The organism is Paludisphaera rhizosphaerae (assembly GCF_011065895.1).
In the GTDB taxonomy this organism is placed as follows: domain Bacteria; phylum Planctomycetota; class Planctomycetia; order Isosphaerales; family Isosphaeraceae; genus Paludisphaera; species Paludisphaera rhizosphaerae.
This window is the reverse complement of the sequence record NZ_JAALCR010000012.1, coordinates 198976-214270: the sequence shown is the minus strand read 5'-3', so window position 1 is coordinate 214270 and position 15295 is coordinate 198976. Positions and strand designations below refer to the sequence as shown.

14 protein-coding genes are annotated in these 15295 nt (G+C 67.2%); 9 read left to right on the top strand and 5 right to left on the bottom strand.

Going from position 1 to position 15295, the window contains the following annotated elements; genetic code table 11:
• Positions 1-78: 78 nt before the first annotated feature.
• The gene (locus G5C50_RS17435; RefSeq protein ID WP_165071415.1) at positions 79-705 is read left to right on the top strand and encodes a TetR/AcrR family transcriptional regulator; all 627 of its coding nucleotides are present in this window, start codon (positions 79-81) and stop codon (positions 703-705) included.
• Here the strand turns inward: G5C50_RS17435 and G5C50_RS17430 are convergent.
• Entirely contained in the window at positions 674-1924 is a 1251-nt protein-coding gene (locus G5C50_RS17430) for a YcxB family protein (protein WP_165071414.1), read from the bottom strand. The genes G5C50_RS17435 and G5C50_RS17430 overlap by 32 nt on opposite strands.
• 113 nt (positions 1925-2037) lie before the next feature.
• Between G5C50_RS17430 and G5C50_RS17425 the strand changes: the two genes are divergently transcribed.
• Positions 2038-2514 (top strand): hypothetical protein, encoded by a 477-nt coding sequence (locus G5C50_RS17425; RefSeq protein WP_165071412.1) that lies wholly within the window; start codon positions 2038-2040, stop codon positions 2512-2514.
• Positions 2515-2620: 106 nt separating this feature from the next.
• Here the strand turns inward: G5C50_RS17425 and G5C50_RS17420 are convergent, their stop codons facing one another.
• Together G5C50_RS17420 and G5C50_RS17415 are read right to left on the bottom strand one after the other, a co-directional pair.
• Positions 2621-3106 carry a VOC family protein gene (locus G5C50_RS17420; RefSeq protein ID WP_165071411.1) on the bottom strand — a complete coding sequence of 162 codons (486 nt, stop codon included), beginning with the start codon at positions 3104-3106 and terminating at the stop codon, positions 2621-2623.
• A gap of 536 nt (positions 3107-3642) precedes the next feature.
• Positions 3643-5448: a hypothetical protein gene (locus G5C50_RS17415; protein ID WP_165071409.1), complete on the bottom strand. Its 1806-nt coding sequence runs from the start codon at positions 5446-5448 to the stop codon at positions 3643-3645.
• 478 nt (positions 5449-5926) lie between these two features.
• Here G5C50_RS17415 and G5C50_RS17410 point away from each other — a divergent pair, with 478 nt between their 5' ends.
• Both G5C50_RS17410 and G5C50_RS17405 read left to right on the top strand, forming a co-directional pair.
• Entirely contained in the window at positions 5927-6205 is a 279-nt protein-coding gene (locus G5C50_RS17410) for a hypothetical protein (RefSeq protein ID WP_165071408.1), read from the top strand.
• 76 nt (positions 6206-6281) lie between these two features.
• Positions 6282-9224: a tetratricopeptide repeat protein gene (locus G5C50_RS17405; protein WP_165071406.1), complete on the top strand. Its 2943-nt coding sequence runs from the start codon at positions 6282-6284 to the stop codon at positions 9222-9224.
• 7 nt (positions 9225-9231) lie between these two features.
• On the opposite strand, the gene G5C50_RS17400 is transcribed toward G5C50_RS17405, so the two are convergent.
• The gene (locus G5C50_RS17400) at positions 9232-10161 is read right to left on the bottom strand and encodes an alpha/beta hydrolase family protein (protein WP_165071405.1); all 930 of its coding nucleotides are present in this window, start codon (positions 10159-10161) and stop codon (positions 9232-9234) included.
• A gap of 211 nt (positions 10162-10372) precedes the next feature.
• Here G5C50_RS17400 and G5C50_RS17395 point away from each other — a divergent pair, with 211 nt between their 5' ends.
• The 3 genes from G5C50_RS17395 (at position 10373) to G5C50_RS17385 (ending at position 12359) form a co-directional block, all read left to right on the top strand.
• Positions 10373-10864, top strand: coding sequence for a dTDP-4-dehydrorhamnose 3,5-epimerase family protein (locus G5C50_RS17395; protein WP_165071403.1), 492 nt, complete (start codon positions 10373-10375; stop codon positions 10862-10864).
• Between the two features lie 4 nt (positions 10865-10868).
• Entirely contained in the window at positions 10869-11297 is a 429-nt protein-coding gene (locus G5C50_RS17390) for a hypothetical protein (protein ID WP_165071401.1), read from the top strand.
• Between the two features lie 171 nt (positions 11298-11468).
• Positions 11469-12359: an alpha-1,2-fucosyltransferase gene (locus G5C50_RS17385; RefSeq protein WP_165071400.1), complete on the top strand. Its 891-nt coding sequence runs from the start codon at positions 11469-11471 to the stop codon at positions 12357-12359.
• 68 nt (positions 12360-12427) lie between these two features.
• Here G5C50_RS17385 and G5C50_RS17380 read toward each other — a convergent pair whose 3' ends face one another.
• A complete protein-coding gene (locus tag G5C50_RS17380) occupies positions 12428-12985 on the bottom strand; it encodes a superoxide dismutase family protein (protein ID WP_165071398.1) in 558 nt (185 codons plus the stop codon).
• A 495-nt stretch (positions 12986-13480) separates the two neighbouring features.
• Here G5C50_RS17380 and G5C50_RS17375 point away from each other — a divergent pair, with 495 nt between their 5' ends.
• Both G5C50_RS17375 and G5C50_RS17370 read left to right on the top strand, forming a co-directional pair.
• A complete protein-coding gene (locus tag G5C50_RS17375) occupies positions 13481-14455 on the top strand; it encodes an alpha/beta hydrolase family protein (protein ID WP_165071397.1) in 975 nt (324 codons plus the stop codon).
• Positions 14456-14553: 98 nt separating this feature from the next.
• Positions 14554-15171: a hypothetical protein gene (locus tag G5C50_RS17370; RefSeq protein ID WP_165071395.1), complete on the top strand. Its 618-nt coding sequence runs from the start codon at positions 14554-14556 to the stop codon at positions 15169-15171.
• Positions 15172-15295: the final 124 nt, after the last annotated feature.

Sequence of the window (15295 nt, the reverse complement as noted above, 5' to 3'; positions counted from 1 at the left end):
GCGATGGTGTAAGATAAGAGGAGGCGGCCTCCGGAAATATACGGAGGATGCCTCCGGTTATCAAGGAGTCGTCCCGCCATGCCCGCCGACGGTGAACCATCCCCCTCGCGCCGACCGCGCGCCGATGCGGAGCGGAACCGCGTGCGGCTGCTTGCGGATGCGAAGGCCGTCTTCGCCGAGAAGGGGGCGGCGGCGAGCCTGGAGGAGATCGCGCGGAGGGCCGGCGTGGGGATTGGCACGCTCTACCGCCATTTCCCGACCCGCGACGCGCTGATCGCCGCCGTCTACCGGAACGAGATCGAGCAGCTCATCGCGGCGGCGGAGCGGTTGGCCGCCGAGGCGCCGCCGGTCGAGGCGCTCCGGGAGTGGATGCTGCTGTTCGTCGACTACCTCGGGACCAAGCACGGCATGTCCGAGGTTCTCAAGTCGGTCGCCGGCGGACCGTCCGAGATCTACGCCGCGTTCAGCGCCCGGATAACTGAGACCATCGGGACGCTCGTCGAGCGGGCTTCCGGCAAGACCAGCCCAGACCTTGAACCCCTCGACCTCCTGCGAGCCCTGGCGGGCGTGGCCCACGCCGGCTCCGGCCCGGACGGGAAGCGGGCCGCTCAACGTCTCGTGGACATCCTCGTCGCCGGGCTGCTCGCGCAAAACCAGGCCGAGCCCGCCCCGATCAAGCCCCCCGCCCGACGGCGCGGTCGATGACGCGGTATTTCACACCCCTCGATCGCAGGAAGGCGGCGGCCTGCTGGTGGTCGAAGGGGGCTCTCAAGGCGTGATCCGGGACCCAGTAGCCGCCGGGGAACCTCTTGAGCCGGATGAAGAAGCCGTCGGCGAACTCGACGACGCTATGCACAAACGACCAATCGATGCTGGTGTCGACCAGGCGATTGTGGCTGATGAAACGTTCGTGGGTGAACGTGAAGGTGAATTCTTCGCCGATCAGGGGGTACCTTCGGAGCGAGGCGCGGATCAGCCGAGGAACGCCGTACAGTCCCAGCCACAAGACGAACGCCGCCGACGCCGCCAGGACGGGGGCGAGCGAACCCAGGATTCGGTCGTCGGGCGTCGCCGGCCGTTTGAACGTTTCGTAGAGCCCCAACACCAGCAAGAGGTGCCAAAAGCCGAAGAACAGCAGCTCTCGGGATCGCGAACGATGCCACGGCCGGAATGCTGTCAATGACGCCCGCGAGGCCCTCGTGAATTCCTCCCGATCTATGGGGAAGGACGCCACGCCGACGACCGGGTTCGGGCCTGCCTGGGACGGAACGTCGCTCGGCTTGAGTGGCCGCCTGATCGGCGACGAGCGACGCAAGGCGCGGTCGACCACGCGATACCTGGCGATCTTCGACCTCAGGAAGGCCGAAGCGGCCGGGACGTCGAACGGCGGCTCCAGCGCGTGCTTGGGGATCCAGGTGCTCCTCCGATGCGCGGAAATCAGGATGTAGCCGTCGCGAACCTCCACGGCGCTGACGAACACGCTCCAATCGTTGCTCGCGTCCGACTTGTCGCTGTGCGAGACCAACCGCGCCGGCGTGAAGGTGTAATGCAGGTGCAGCCCGGCCGCCGGGGCGTCGCGGAAGACGTTTCGCATCCTTCGGCGGTAGCCGTAGAACCGAACGTAGACGATCCAACCGCCCAGGGCCGTCATCACAAGGCCGAAGGCCAGTATCACCAACTGGGCCAGCCGCCAGCGCTGGTCCGGGCGATCGGCCGACCAGTTGGTGATGAACAACAGCCCCATCAGGATGAGGAAATGCCCATAGGCGATCACGAACGAACGGAAGGCCCAGGTGCCCGCCACCCGATTGATCGCGATCGCCTGGGCGCGAATCGAGGCGGCGAATTCGCCCTCATCGTTCCAGAACCAGGCCGAGCCGACCGCGTCGCCCCGGGCATCGTCGTCCGTCGCAGCCTCGACCATCGTCGCTCCTCGCCGTTTGGTGAGATAGGATTGGACCGTCGCACGGGCCTCCTCGCAAGGGGCGCGTGCTGGTCGGGCTCCGTCGACTCAGGCCTGGCCGTGGAGACGCGGCGATGATGATTCCGACGACATATCGGGCGAAGTTGCCGCGAGGCCTCTCCTTCCCCATCGGGGCCGAGGCCGTCAGCCAGGCGCTCGTCGGGACGCCTCGCTTCGAGGCGCTGTCGCTGACCTTTTGGGACCAGGCCGTCTGGCCCGCCTCAAAGTTCCGCCGACTGCTTGAGGAGAGGTCGCCCTACAAGGTCATGACGGCCGAGTTCCACCCCGCCCGCAAGCCGGGCGTCAGCGCGGCGGAGTATATGATTCAGAGCGGCTGGTACGATGAAAAGTGGGAGTTGTTCGCGTACCCGGTGCTCGCCGAGTTCCGACATCCGGCCAACCGATTACTCCGGGAAACGGGCTTGCCGGCCGTGGCGTCGTGGTTGAAGTCCTCCGATCGCGCCGGCTGGACTGCGACCTGGCGACGGATCGAACTGATCTTCAACCCGGTCGATGAGTCGCTCACGCCTCAGACGAGCCATGGCGTGTGAGCCCGGCCCTCCCGTGAACGACTCATCGGCCCGGGGCCCGCCACGCCCACGTCAGGGGCGGCCTCGATTCGGGCCGCGTGACGGGGGCGAGGGCAAGGCCGACGACTCAGGAACAGCCTTCGCCGGCGCTGGCCATCATGGCGTCCATGCGCTTCTTCATCTCCTCGGGGGAGACGTCCTCGATGTGGGTGGCGACCGACCAGTGGTGGCCGAAGGGGTCCACGAGCTTGCCGTAGCGGTCGCCCCAGAACATGTCGGCGGGGGGCATGACGGCCGTCGCGCCGGCCTCGACGGCCTTGGCGTACGTGGCGTCGACGTCGGGCGTCATCAGGTGGATCACGACGCTCGCCCCGCCCGCGGCCGGCGCGATGCTGCCGTGCTCGGGAAACTCGTCGGCCAGCATCACGAGCGAATCGCCGAACTCCAACTCCGCATGGCCGATCTTCTCGACCCCGTCAGGACCCGGCCAGGGCATCCGCATCCGCTCCACGGCCCCGAACGCCTTCTTGTAGAACTCGATCGCCTCCGCGCCCCCCTTCACCACCAGGTGCGGCGTGATCGTCGGCAACCCGCACTTCTGAGCCTCGGCCATCGCTCCACCTCCCGTCAAGATCCAGGCCCTTCGCACCTGTTCGCACGAACATTAAGTGCGGCGGGCATGAGGATTCAACACAGGTATCGACTGGATGTCAACATCTGTATAGTGATTTGCCGTCGAAATGCTCGTTTTCTCCATGTTCGCATGGGTTTCCCCGGACAGATGTGTGGTGTCTCAGGTCCCTCTCCCACCGGGAGAGGGTGGCCCGAAGGGCCGGGTGAGGGTCGTCGGAGTTTGGTTCGAGCGGGGCTGACGAGGGTCTTCGCCCCTCGCGGGGGAAGACAGATCGCGAAGCGATCAGATGAGGGGGACGACCGCTGTCGCACGCGCGTCCGATCGGTCGATTTGAACGCGGAGCCGATCCCCCCTCATCCGGCCCTTCGGGCCACCTTCCCCCGCGAGGGGGGAAGGCCGTTATGGTCCTGGATTTCGTCTGGCATGCCCTCCGAACTCCCGCGACCCTCACCCGCCGCTTCGCGGCTGCCCTCTCCCGGTGGGAGAGGGGACGGAGTTGCGCGGCCCATCGGCTGTCAGCGCCCCACGGCCGTGTCTCGGCGAGCGACTTCAGGCCGGTCATCGACCAGTTCGGCCCAGGCGGCGACGGGGCGGCCGGAGGGGTCGAGGGCCAGGAGCTTGACGACGAGGGGGCCGGCGTTGGCTTCGGGGTCGAGTCGGATGGGGAGGGAGTCGAGCGAGCCGGCGGCGGGGAGGGCGTCGGCGCCGAAGGCCTCGCTGAGCTTCTCCATGTCGAGCTTCCCCGGGCGTAGGGGGGATCGGCGGGCGTCGGCGGGAGGAGTGAGCGGCTCCCACGAGAGCGCCACCAGCCGCGCAGGGGCGCCGCCGGTCTCCTTCGCCGAGGCCCGGAGGACCAGGTCGCCGTTCGACGCCCGATACGTCCGGGCGGTGAGGGTCAGGCGGGACGACCTGGGGAGCCGGGCGGCGGTGACCTGGAGTTTCGCGTCGGCGGGGCCTTCGACGCGGATCTCGACGGCCTTCGCGCGGCCGGCGTCGATCAGGGCGTAGTGGGGGCTCGTGCCGGCGGCATCCCAGGCGTCGGGCGTGCCGTCGACGGTCGTCCGCGAGGGCCTCGGCCCGGCGGGGAGCCAGGGGCCGGCGGGTCGGCTGTCGAAACCCGAATAGGCGGCGGCCTCGCCCCGGGTGAAGAGGTCGACCGACCACTCGCGGAAGAGGTCCTCGAACCGCCGGCCGGTCGCCGCTTCCAGGTTCGCCGCGCCGTGGAGGTTCGATCCGACGAGCGTCGGCAGCAAGTCAGGGCCGTAGCGGTCGGCGCACCAGCGGAGGAACAGGTACGTGCTCCCTCGGTTGCCGTGGCTGCGGAAGAGGTCGGCCGCGTAATAGTCGTCCACCAGCAGCCGGTAATGCTCCGGCCGCGAGAGGAACGCGCTCACGCGGTAGTCCACGTTCGACCGTCCGAAACCATGCAGGTCCTCGCAAAGGTGGGCGAGCCCCTCGTCGAGCCAGCCCTCCTCGACGGCCTGAGATTCCCCGGCGCGTCGGGACTTGCGCGTGAAGACGACGGCATGCGTGTATTCGTGGGCGACGACCGTGCGGAGGTGCGGCCCCGCGCGGAGGGCGGTGCTCAGGTGCATGACGTCGCAACGGTCGCCGAACGGGGGCGGGTATGAGGGGTCGAGGTCGGTGACTCGGACGTAGCCGTCGACGGCGTGTCGGCCGCCCCCCAGGCGGGTCAGCCACGACGAGAAGAGGACGGCGAACCGGCCGTCGCCGTCAACGTCGGCGGCCACGCCGATGCTCCGCGAGGCGACGGGAAGGACGCTCCTGTCGAAGGTCTCGACGACGTCGGTCAGCGTGGCGTCGTCGACGGCCGTCAGGTCCCCCTCGGCGACGTACACCGCGACGCGTTCGCCGACGGCCCGGAGCACGCCGTGGACCTTCTCATAGTTCGCCGCGACGCCGACGTCTCCCTCGCGGGCCATGATGTGGAAGTCGCGTCGGGAGGCCGGGGCGGCAGGTGGAGGAGCCGGTTCGGGATCGGGGCGAAACGGGGCCAGCGTGGGCCTTCGCTCGATCCCGGGCGCCGCGATCTCGGGGGGCTGGGCGCTTTCGGCGGAGCGAGCCGAGAGCCGCAAAGGAAACGGGCCGGCTTCTCGCGAGAGGGATGAGACGACGACGAGCAGGTCGCCGCCTTCGCCGTCGTTGGGGGCCGAGAACGAGGCGACGCCGTCGTGCACGGCGATGGGCGTGGGCCGCCCGGGCGTCCAGGCGTCGCCGCCGCTTGCGGACGCGGTCAGGCCGGCCGCCCAGAGCGCGACGGCCGAGGCTCGCAAGGTCCGACGTCCGGAATGATACGTCATCCCAACCCCTTCCCCGCCCGGACCTTGCCGACTCACGCCGACGGACCCCCGCCGACCGCGACAGGCTTTCGATCGACCGCGCTTGTTGCGCCGCTTGAATCGATTGCGACGCTCGCGCCGGTTCCTGGGCGGGCCTCCGAGACTTGAGCCTTTTCCGCCCGTCCGGGGACGAATTCCGGCGTTGGAAGAGTGTTTCGGATGTCCGGGTTAAGCTGGCTGCGGCGGTCGTCCGATACACGAGGGAGGTGGGCTTTGTCGCCTCCCCGTTTCGAGCTTCGGCGGAAGCGGAAGAAACCTCCCTTCCCCCCTGGTGGGGGAAGGTGGCCGAAGGCCGGATGAGGAGGACCTCAATCGGCCGACGGTTGGGACCCCCCTCATCCGCCCCTCCAGGGCACCTTCTCCCACCAGGGGAGAAGGGAGGCAGACGCCTCCGGCGGGGTCCGATTGCTAGTCGAACCGTACAGGAAGGGCCTCTCTCATGGTCATGGACACGCGCAAGACTCGCCGTCTCGTTCGCCTCGCGACGGCCTTCGCCGGCCTGGCCTGGGCCTGCACGCTTTCCGGCTGCGCCCGCGACCGCGCTTACACGCCGTACACGAGCGGAACTCCCACCGACCCCGGCCGCCGCGTCGCCTGGCGTCCTCCGTTCGACCGGGAAGACGTCAAGAAGATGTTCGTCGGCGGCTACGCCGGCTCCGACTACAACCGCGACACCCGCCCTACCCCCATGCGCGTCCGGCCGATGGAAGTGGAATGACCCGCGCCTTCGCGATACCATGAGCGGACGTCCTCTCGCATTAGCCTGGCAATAGGCCCCGGCGCGAGTCTCCATCATGGCTGGTCGCCGGGTCCTCATCATCGGCTCGCAGAACGAGGCCCTCGGGAGGCTGAGCTTCCTCCCGCGCGTCGCCGAACGTCTGCACGCCCTGATGACGACCGGCCCGGGAGATTGCGTCGGCGTCGAACTCAAGGACCGCCCCGCAGGGCTGTTGATCGACCCGACCGTCGACGTGATGAAAGACGCGATCAGAGCGGCGGTCCAGCAGACCGCCGCAGCCGGCGATTCACTGGTCGTGGGATACGTCGGGCACGGCGTCTTCTCCAACGGCCGGTTCTATCTGATGCCTCTCAAGTCGGTCGAGCCGAAGCCCGGCGGAGCCGTCGACATTGCGCGGTTCCTCGGCGACTGCCTGCTCGACCACACGGGCGGCCGGGGCGTGACCGTCCTCATCGACGCCTGCCACGCGGGCGAGGGCGTCAAGCAGGCGATGAAAGACTGGGCCGATGGCGTCCAGCAACAGCACGCCTTCGAGTTGTTGACCGCGACCGACGATCGCGTGACGGCCGGCGCTCCGCTCTTCCACACGCTCGTCAAAGTCCTCGAACGCGGAGCCCCCGAGTCCGAGGCCGGCGCTCGCCTCCGCTGCCGCGACGTCTACCGGCGGCTCGACACCGAGCATTACCCGGCGCGACTCGTGGAGTCCGGTGCCGATCTCAATCTCGGCCGCAACAACGCCAAAGACCCCGGCGACGTCTTCTGGAACTGGAAGGGGAGCCCCTCCAGCCCCGTGATCCTCCAGCGGACGCTCTACTTCCAGCCCACCGCCGAACTCCGCCGATTGGTCGCGGCGAGCGAGGCCGACCCGGTGGTTTACCTGAGCGGCGCGGCGGGGACCGGCAAGTCGACGCTGGCCTCAGCCCTGGTCCGCCCCGAACTGACCGAAGGGGCTGTCCCCGAGGGCTTCGTCCAGGCGATCGCTATCATCAACGCCCAGACGACCGAGGTCGACCTCGCCCGCGACCTGGAGAAGCAGCTTCAACGCACCGTTCCCGGCTTCGCGGGGGCCGTCGATGAGTTCCAGCGTTCGGGACCCCGGGAGGATCCGGATTACGTCAGCTTGAAGATCGTCGGGCCGCTCGGCTTCCTTCCTGCAGGATGGTCTGTTCGAATCGTGCTCGACGGCTTCGACCAGCTTTCCGAAATCATGAGGAAGACGGTCTCGGAAGCCCTCGCCGCGCGGCCGCCGGCGCTCCGGTTGATCGTCACGGCGCATCCGGAGACGCCGGGTTTCCCCGACGCCCGCCGCCTGGCGCTGGAGTCGACCCCGGCGGATGATCTGGAAGCGTATCTCAACTCGCGGAGGGTCCCGTCCCCGGCGCGGAAGGCGATCCTTGGGAAGTCGGCCGGCCAATGGCTGGTGACGGAGCTACTCGCCGACGCCGTGCTCGGCGACCCTGATATTGACCTAGCCCGCCTGCACGACACGATCGAAGAGGCCTACGCCAAACGCCTGTCGCAGACCACGGGCGGCTCGGCTGCGGTCTGGCGCCAGCGTTTCGGGCCCGTTCTGTCCCTCCTTGCCGTCGCCGGTCCCGGGCCATTGCTCCCCCTCCCCTTGCTCGTCCATGCTTTGGCGAGTCTGGAAGGACCCTCAGGCAAAGACGACGTTCTGACTGTGCTCGACGTTCTCGGGGGCCTCGTCGTCCGCCGTGACGCCGCCACCCCCGCAGAGCACGCGGGTCTTTTCCACGCCACCCTGGCGGAATACCTCCTCAGCCGATCCGCCGCCGACGCTGGCTTCCACATCGACATCCCCGCCGCCCACCGAGCGATGACCGCGGCCATCAACGCCCTCGCCCCCCGCACGAAGCGGCTCGTCGACGACCCGTTGCACCGCTACGCGTTTCTCCGCGAGCCGCACCACCTCTGGGAAGTCGGGGACGTCGACCAGGCGTACAACAGCCTTTTCCACCGAGAGTCCAACATCCCGCGGGAGAATCTCGGCCGGTGGGAGGAGTGGCTGGCGCGGTTCTCGGAATCTTTGAACAGCGACGACCGACGGGTTCTGATGCTGAGGGGACATATTGCCGGCTGGACGAGGCGGTGCGGGGACGCGCGGGGGGCGTTGGCATTGTTCGAGGCGTTGCTGCTGGACCAGGAGCGGGTGCTGGGCCGCGACCACCCCGACGTCCTGAGAACCCGCAATAACATCGCCTCATTGATGGGGTCGTACGGTAATGCGTGGGGGGCGTTGGCGTCGTTCGCGGCATTGCTGCCGGACCAGGAGCGGATGCTGGGCGGCGACCACCCCGACGTCCTGACGACCCGCAACAACATCGCCGCCTGGACGGGATGGTGCGGGGATGCGTGGGGGGCGTTGACGCTGTTCGCGGCGTTGCTGCCGGACCGGGAGCGGGTGCTGGGCCGCGACCACCCCGATACGCTGACCACGCGCGGCAACGTCGCCGGCTGGACGGGGTCGTGCGGGGACGCGCGGGGGGCGTTGGCATTGTTCGAGGCGTTGCTGCCGGACCAGGAGCGGGTGCTGGGCCGCGACCACCCCGATACGCTGAGGACCCGCAACAACATCGCCGCCTTGACGGGGTCGTGCAGGGACGCGCGGGGGGCGTTGGCGTTGTTCGCGGCGTTGCTGCCGGACCGGGAGCGGATGCTGGGCCGCGACCACCCCGACGTGCTGACGACCCGCAACAACATCGCCTCCTGGACCGGGAGGTGCGGGGACGCGCGGGGGGCGTTGGCGTTGTTCGCGGCGTTGCTGCCGGACCGGGAGCGGGTGCTGGGCCGCGACCACCCCGATACGCTTAACACATTGGGGTTCGTGGGGGTCTACTCAATCCTCACCGGAAGCGAAGCGGATGGATGCCGATGGCTGCGAGAAGGGCTGAACCGATCCCTCGACCGTTTCGGACCGGAGCATCAGCTAGTGCGTACGTTTCAGGATGTCATCCAGCAATACGGCTGTGGTCTGGAGTGAACGCCGTTCATCTCAGCGCTTCGGCCACGGCGCGGGCGATGATTTCGCGGCCAAGGTAGGTCTCGGAGCGGTGGGCGTTGCCGGCTTCTTGGTAATGCGAGCAGGTCAGGCGGGAGGCTGCGGGGACGTCCCGGCCGAAGAGAGGGGTCAGGTCGGGTTCGGCGGCGACGACGTCTTCGAGGTTCGCGTGGTTCAGCCAGCTCTGGACGAGAGGCGGGAACGATGGGGATGGGTCAAGACGCTCGGTGACAATTGTGCGGAGGCCCAGGGGGGAGCCGATCGTCGTCAGCAGGGGGAGCGGGGCCGGCAGGCGGTGGGCGCATTCGTAGGCGACGACGGAGCCCAACGAGTGGCCGATCAGGATGGTCGTGTCGTCGTCGACGCGGCCCAGGACGATGCCCCGGATCTGCTTGCGGAGCGCGGGTTCGGTCAGGTAGAGGGTGACCTGCCGGAGGGTCGTGATGACCGTCCGCTCGGCCAACCACAATGTCGGGCGGGCGAAGAAGGGAAACCGGGCTAGGGTGTTGATCGTCGCCCGTAGGAGGTTGCCGGCCCCTTGCACGAGTTCGGAGTTGCGAGTCATGGCGAGGGCCCGCTCGGCCTGGACGGCGGAGGGGCTCTCGGCCGGGGCCCGTTCGGCGACGCGCCCGAGCCACTCGGCGGCCAGGGCCTCGGCGGTCGCGGCCTGGGCGGGGGTTAGGTCGTCGAGGTCGGCGGGATCGCCCTGGACGTCCGGGGCGCGGAAGAGGTGGCCGTAGAAGGCGACGCGGACGTCGATCCGCGAGGGGTCGGTCGACGGCAGTTTGAGTCGGTCGGCCAGGTCTTCGCGGTCGACCAGGCGGAGACCGCCGGCCAGGGCGTCGATCCAGGAGGACCGGATCAGGTCCTCACCCTCGTTCTGGTTGTCGATCCCGTGCACCATCACGATTCGCGGCATCGTCGCTCTCCGCAGGCCGTCGTTGGTCTTCAACGGGATTATGATCACGCCTGGCATCATGACGACACGGAATTCCGCGTCGGTGTTGACGGTTCGGACGGGATCGGGGAAACATGGTTAAGCCGGGCGAGTGTTCCCGCGAGTGGTCGGGGAGTCCGGGTCGCTTAATCAGGAGGGGGCGGTCCAGACTGATCGCTCGAACGGAAGCCGTATGTCCGAAGAGACCATCCAGTACGTCGACGGCCCCATCGAGGGCGTCGAGATCCGCCGCCTCAAGATGTACAGCGACAAGCGCGGGTGGCTGATCGAGATCTTCCGCAACGACGAACTGGCCAAGGATCGCTGGCCGGTGATGACGTACATCTCGTCCACCCTGCCGGGCGTCGCTCGCGGACCCCACGAGCACGTCGACCAGACCGACGGCTTCGGCTTCGTCGGCCCTTCCGACTTCAAGCTGTATCTCTGGGACGCCCGCCCGGATAGCCCGACCTACGGCAACCGCCACGTCGAGGTCATGGGCGAATCGAACCCCGCCGCCGTCTGGATCCCCCCCGGCGTCGTCCACGCCTACCGCAACGTCGGCGAGGTCTCCGGCCTGGTCCTCAACGCCCCCAACCGCCTCTACGCCGGCGAGGGCAAGAAGGAACCCGTCGACGAGATCCGCCACGAAGAAGCCGACCCGCCGAAGTTCATTTTGGACTGAGCCGGTGGACGCCTGGTCCATCCCGGTGCTCGTCGCTCTGGTGGCGGTCCCCTTGCTCGTCGGCCTTTACAGCGGCTGGCGACAAGCCGATCGCCACCGCGAGGCGTTAGCAAACCGGCCGCCGGTCCTGGACGATGAATACCTTCGCGCCGTCGGGGCCGATGCGGTTGACGCACCGCTTTGGTTAGCCATACGGGGGGGCGTCGCCGACGGTTGCGGCCTACCTCCTGGTGCGATCCACCCAGAAGACCAGATGGGCGAACTCTGGAAATGCCTCCCGGACGGCCCCGACTTTCTCGATCTGATCTTCCGTTGGGAACTCGCCCTGCAGATCAAAATCCCTCGCGGAAAGCTAGAGCCGGTCTGGTGCCAGAGGAATGAAGAGTTCGGTACCTTCGCACGCGGCGTCGTCGGCGTGTTGCGTGGATCGTAGAACGACGTCCAGGATGGATCCGGAGGTAGCCGCCATTGAAAGCTCTGGCGAGGCGGCTATAGAGTAGTATCGCCTCTCGCCCTTCCTCCGTCGTCGGCGACGCTTTCGTCGAATCCTGCTTCGCGAGATCAAGATGCGTCACCTGCCGCGACCCATGCCTGAGAGTCCTCGATGATCTCGTTTTCCAAGCTGGGCAACTACGGGCGCCTTGGCAATCAGTTGTTCCAGTACGCCTACCTACGGACCCTGGCCCGGCGGCTGGGGACGAAATTCTACTGCCCGACCTGGGACGGCGACGCAATTTTCGAACTGAACGACGGCGACGAACGCGCGGTCGAGCCCGTGGGGATCACCGGGTTCTACGACCAGGATCCCCAGGCCGGCTACTCGCCCGAGGCGCTGGAGGTCGGCGACGGCGCCGAGATCCAGGGCTTCTTCCAGTCCGAGAAGTACTACGACGACCCGGCCGCCGTGCGGTCGTGGTACACCTTCCGCGAGCCTATCGTCGCCGAGGCGATGGACAAGTACGGCCTATTGCCGCTGGCCGACTTCACCAGCTTTTCGCTCCGGCTGGACTCCGACTACGAGAACATCCGCGAGTATCTCCCGCGCTATCCGAGGTCGTACTACGAGCGGGCCGACCGCCGGCTGGGGGGGACGTCGCCGCTCCTGATTTTCGCCGATCGCCCCGACCTGGCTCGCGAATACCTGGCCGACTATCCGACGCACGGCCGCGAGGTGGTCTTCGCCGAGGGCCTTAGCGGCCCGGCGCAGCTCTACCTGATGACCCGATGCGGGGCGAACATCCTCACCAACTCGACGTTCGCCTGGTGGGGAGGGTGGCTCAACTCCACGCCGGGCGCCCGGATCGTCGCCCCCTCGCACTGGAACCGGCCGGGGATTCCTATCCCGATCCGCGACATCCTCTGCGACTCCTGGATCAAGGTCCCGGGGACCGTCCCGGTCTGGGACCATCTGTACTTCTGGCGGATCCGCCACCCGTCGATCATCGTCACCAAGATCCAGGAAAAGCTCGGCCTGCGTCAGGCGGCCTGGAAATGAGAACGGGCCGCGGCGCCGCCCCGTAAGGTCGGCCCGCGGCCCGTTCTCGTTGGGTCTGCGTCAAATCGTCAGGGCGTGGGCTGGGCGATGGCGATGGTGCCAACCGCCAGGCGGCCGCCGGCGGCGCCGGTGGGCTGGGTCACGAAGTCGTCGGCCTTCTCGTGGACGACCACGCCGCGGCCGATGATCGAGTTCGCGCCGTGGAACGACAGGTGCGAATCCTCCAGTTCGAGGGTCGCCTTGCCGCTCTCGTCGGCGGTGATGTTCCCCAGGTCGCCGACGTGTCGCATGGCGGCGGTGACGTCGGCGTGCTTGTCTTCGGTCGGGTTGAAGTGGCCGCCGGTGGCCATGCCGTCCTCGGACCACGTGCCGAACTGGTGGACGTGGAAGCCGTGCTTGCCGGGGGTCAGGCCGGTGATCACGGCGTGGACCTTGATCTTGCCGCCGTCCTCGGTGAAGGTCACCCGACCCTCAACCTTGCTGTTCTTGGTCGGAACCAGGACGGCCACCGCCTTGGTGATTCCGGGAGCCGCCTTCTTGGTCTCGGCGTGCTGGGCGCGGGCCTGAGCCCCGATCCCGACCAGGCCGCAAAGAGCCAGCACCGCGGCGCCTCGATGAATCGTCATCGTCGTGTCTCTCCTGGATATTCGTTCGCCTTGCTTCGATCCCCGCCGAACGTCGCGCCGGCCGGGAACTCCCAAACGATCGAGGGTAGCCGTCCGGCTCGCCCCCCTCAAGGGACCACCCCGACTGTATCCTGGACGAACATGCAAACCCCGAGCCCGGCAGCCGTCTTTGCAACTCGTGTCGTCGAAGAAGGCGCCGCGGCGGCGATGGTTCTTCCTCGCGCTTCGGGGTTAGGTCGTTCGCTCCCCGACCCGGTCTCCTGAGAGCTGTTCGACAGCTCATCTTGGGCTTCGCATTGTCGACGACCCGTGTGCTCGTAGACAAAGAGGACCACTTTCGGATGAACCGGCCGACAGCCATGCCGGCGTGACTCGTCGCCGCGATTTCTCTACAATGCCGCAAGCAAGGGCCGCCTCGACCCTATCGAATCGTCGCCCTCGGTGACATGCCGATGCGTGCAGGATGAATAAATACAAGGATGTGAGGGGGAACCCATGAGTCGCATGCCGAAAGAGCGGATGGACAAAGCCCTCGAACAACGGAAGACGATTTCCGAGGAGGACCTTGCCAAGGTCAAGGCGCTTGCCGGCATGGTCAAGATGCCGCGGAGCTTCCTCTTCAAGGACCCTGACGAATACGGCATGAAAGACTGGTACGCCCTCGCCATCCCGTCGGACGACGGCACGCCGTTGGAGGCCTGGTACATCCCTGCGAAGGGCGGAGAGAGTGACAAGCTGGTCATTTTCAATCATGCCCTTCCGATGTGCCGCGCGGGATACCCTGGGCACATGGGCGAGCCCTGGAGCAACTTCATCGAGCCGGTCGAGATCGACTTCGTGATCCAGTACAAGCATCTGACCGACGCCGGCTACAACGTCCTGACCTACGACTTTCGCAATCATGGGCAAAGCGGCGCGGCGAACGGTGGGATCTGCGGAGTCGGCCAGTGGGAATGGAGGGACTGCGTCGGCGTGAAGAAGTACGTCGACAATCACCCCCGCTTGAGCAAGATGACGGTCGCTCTGTACAGCCAGTGTCTTGGCGGCGTTTCGCAGTACGCCGCCATCGCCAAGCGGCCGGAGTTGTTCGAGAACGTCACGTGCATGTGCAGCCCGCTGGTGCCCAACATGTCGTCCGTTTTCGAGAACCTGTCGGAGAAGCAAGGCATCGGCCAGTACCAGGAACTGATTGACCTCGAGATCATGAAGCTTGGTGGATTCCCCGCGGTGGACATGTCTGGTGCTCTCTGGGCGCACCATGTCTCGCTGCCCGTCCTGATGTGGCAACTCCGCGACGACGCGGTCATCAAGAACCCGCAGGACGCGCAGAGAACCTTCGACCTCCTGTCGAGCAAGGACAAGGAACTCTACTGGCTCGAGGGAACGACCAAGCGGTTCGAAGACGGCTACAACTGGTTCGGCCGAAACCCTGGCAAGGTGCTCGCCTTCCTCGAGAAGCACATGAAGTGAGCGTGGCCAACGCCCATGACGTCGAGGGCGCCGAATGGCCCCCAGGCGGCTGTGCCAGAAGGCGGCGACTTAACAGCCTCGCTCATGGAAGGGACGCCATGCGGAAGCCCCGTCTACGCATCAGCGCGATGATGATCTTCGTGGCCGTCGTCGCGTTCGACCTTTCCGTTGCACCAGCCTTCTTGGGCTTTCCTCGACTTGGTGCTGCGATCATCGGGGTCGCACTTCAGGTCGCGTGCTACCTCCTGGTTCGCGGCCGAGGCCGTACATTCTGGTTGGGCTTCCTCGTTGCCGGTTCATTGAGCCTGGCATCCTGCTTCCTGGCGTTCCCCCCGCACGGGATTAGGCTTGTCACCACCACGACGCCGTCTGGCGGGACGCTGACACGTGGCGTCTATGATTACCCAGGCTCGCTGATGTGGCAGGCGTGGGCGAGCTACGATCGACTCTGGAAACCAGTCGGACAATATCTCGCTCCTTACGCCCTCATGGCGGATCCGCCCCCGGCGATCTACTTCGGCCTCATGGCAATGGAAGCCCTGATCGAGTCTCTACCCCACTGGTTGATCGCCCTGGCCGGCGGTCTGGTTTCGTACGCTGCGACCCGCAGGTTCCGGAGAACGGATCGTTCTCCTGTCGCCGATCCGCCAACGCCGGTCGCTGAAGCTCCACGAGACGCCGCCGTCTCCAGTGAACTCGGACCCACGATGGTTTAGAGCGCCGACCGATTGGATAGCGCCCGGCGGAGGAGAACGGGCACAGGCGTTCGGCCGCCGTCGGTCCGATCGTCGTAGGGGCGCCCCTTGTGGGCGCCCAATCGCCATCGGACACCCGACTGCC

Excerpts from the sequence above, each read along its gene's own strand:
- G5C50_RS17385 (WP_165071400.1), top strand. The coding sequence starts at position 11,469 with ATGATCTCGTTTTCCAAGCTGGGCAACTACGGGCGCCTTGGCAATCAG.
- G5C50_RS17395 (WP_165071403.1), top strand. The coding sequence starts at position 10,373 with ATGTCCGAAGAGACCATCCAGTACGTCGACGGCCCCATCGAGGGCGTC.
- G5C50_RS17435 (WP_165071415.1), top strand. The coding sequence starts at position 79 with ATGCCCGCCGACGGTGAACCATCCCCCTCGCGCCGACCGCGCGCCGAT.
- G5C50_RS17370 (WP_165071395.1), top strand. The coding sequence starts at position 14,554 with ATGCGGAAGCCCCGTCTACGCATCAGCGCGATGATGATCTTCGTGGCC.
- G5C50_RS17380 (WP_165071398.1), bottom strand. The coding sequence starts at position 12,985 with ATGACGATTCATCGAGGCGCCGCGGTGCTGGCTCTTTGCGGCCTGGTC.
- G5C50_RS17405 (WP_165071406.1), top strand. The coding sequence starts at position 6,282 with ATGGCTGGTCGCCGGGTCCTCATCATCGGCTCGCAGAACGAGGCCCTC.
- G5C50_RS17415 (WP_165071409.1), bottom strand. The coding sequence starts at position 5,448 with ATGACGTATCATTCCGGACGTCGGACCTTGCGAGCCTCGGCCGTCGCG.
- G5C50_RS17410 (WP_165071408.1), top strand. The coding sequence starts at position 5,927 with ATGGTCATGGACACGCGCAAGACTCGCCGTCTCGTTCGCCTCGCGACG.
- G5C50_RS17420 (WP_165071411.1), bottom strand. The coding sequence starts at position 3,106 with ATGGCCGAGGCTCAGAAGTGCGGGTTGCCGACGATCACGCCGCACCTG.
- G5C50_RS17430 (WP_165071414.1), bottom strand. The coding sequence starts at position 1,924 with ATGGTCGAGGCTGCGACGGACGACGATGCCCGGGGCGACGCGGTCGGC.
- G5C50_RS17400 (WP_165071405.1), bottom strand. The coding sequence starts at position 10,161 with ATGCCGCGAATCGTGATGGTGCACGGGATCGACAACCAGAACGAGGGT.
- G5C50_RS17425 (WP_165071412.1), top strand. The coding sequence starts at position 2,038 with ATGATGATTCCGACGACATATCGGGCGAAGTTGCCGCGAGGCCTCTCC.
- G5C50_RS17375 (WP_165071397.1), top strand. The coding sequence starts at position 13,481 with ATGAGTCGCATGCCGAAAGAGCGGATGGACAAAGCCCTCGAACAACGG.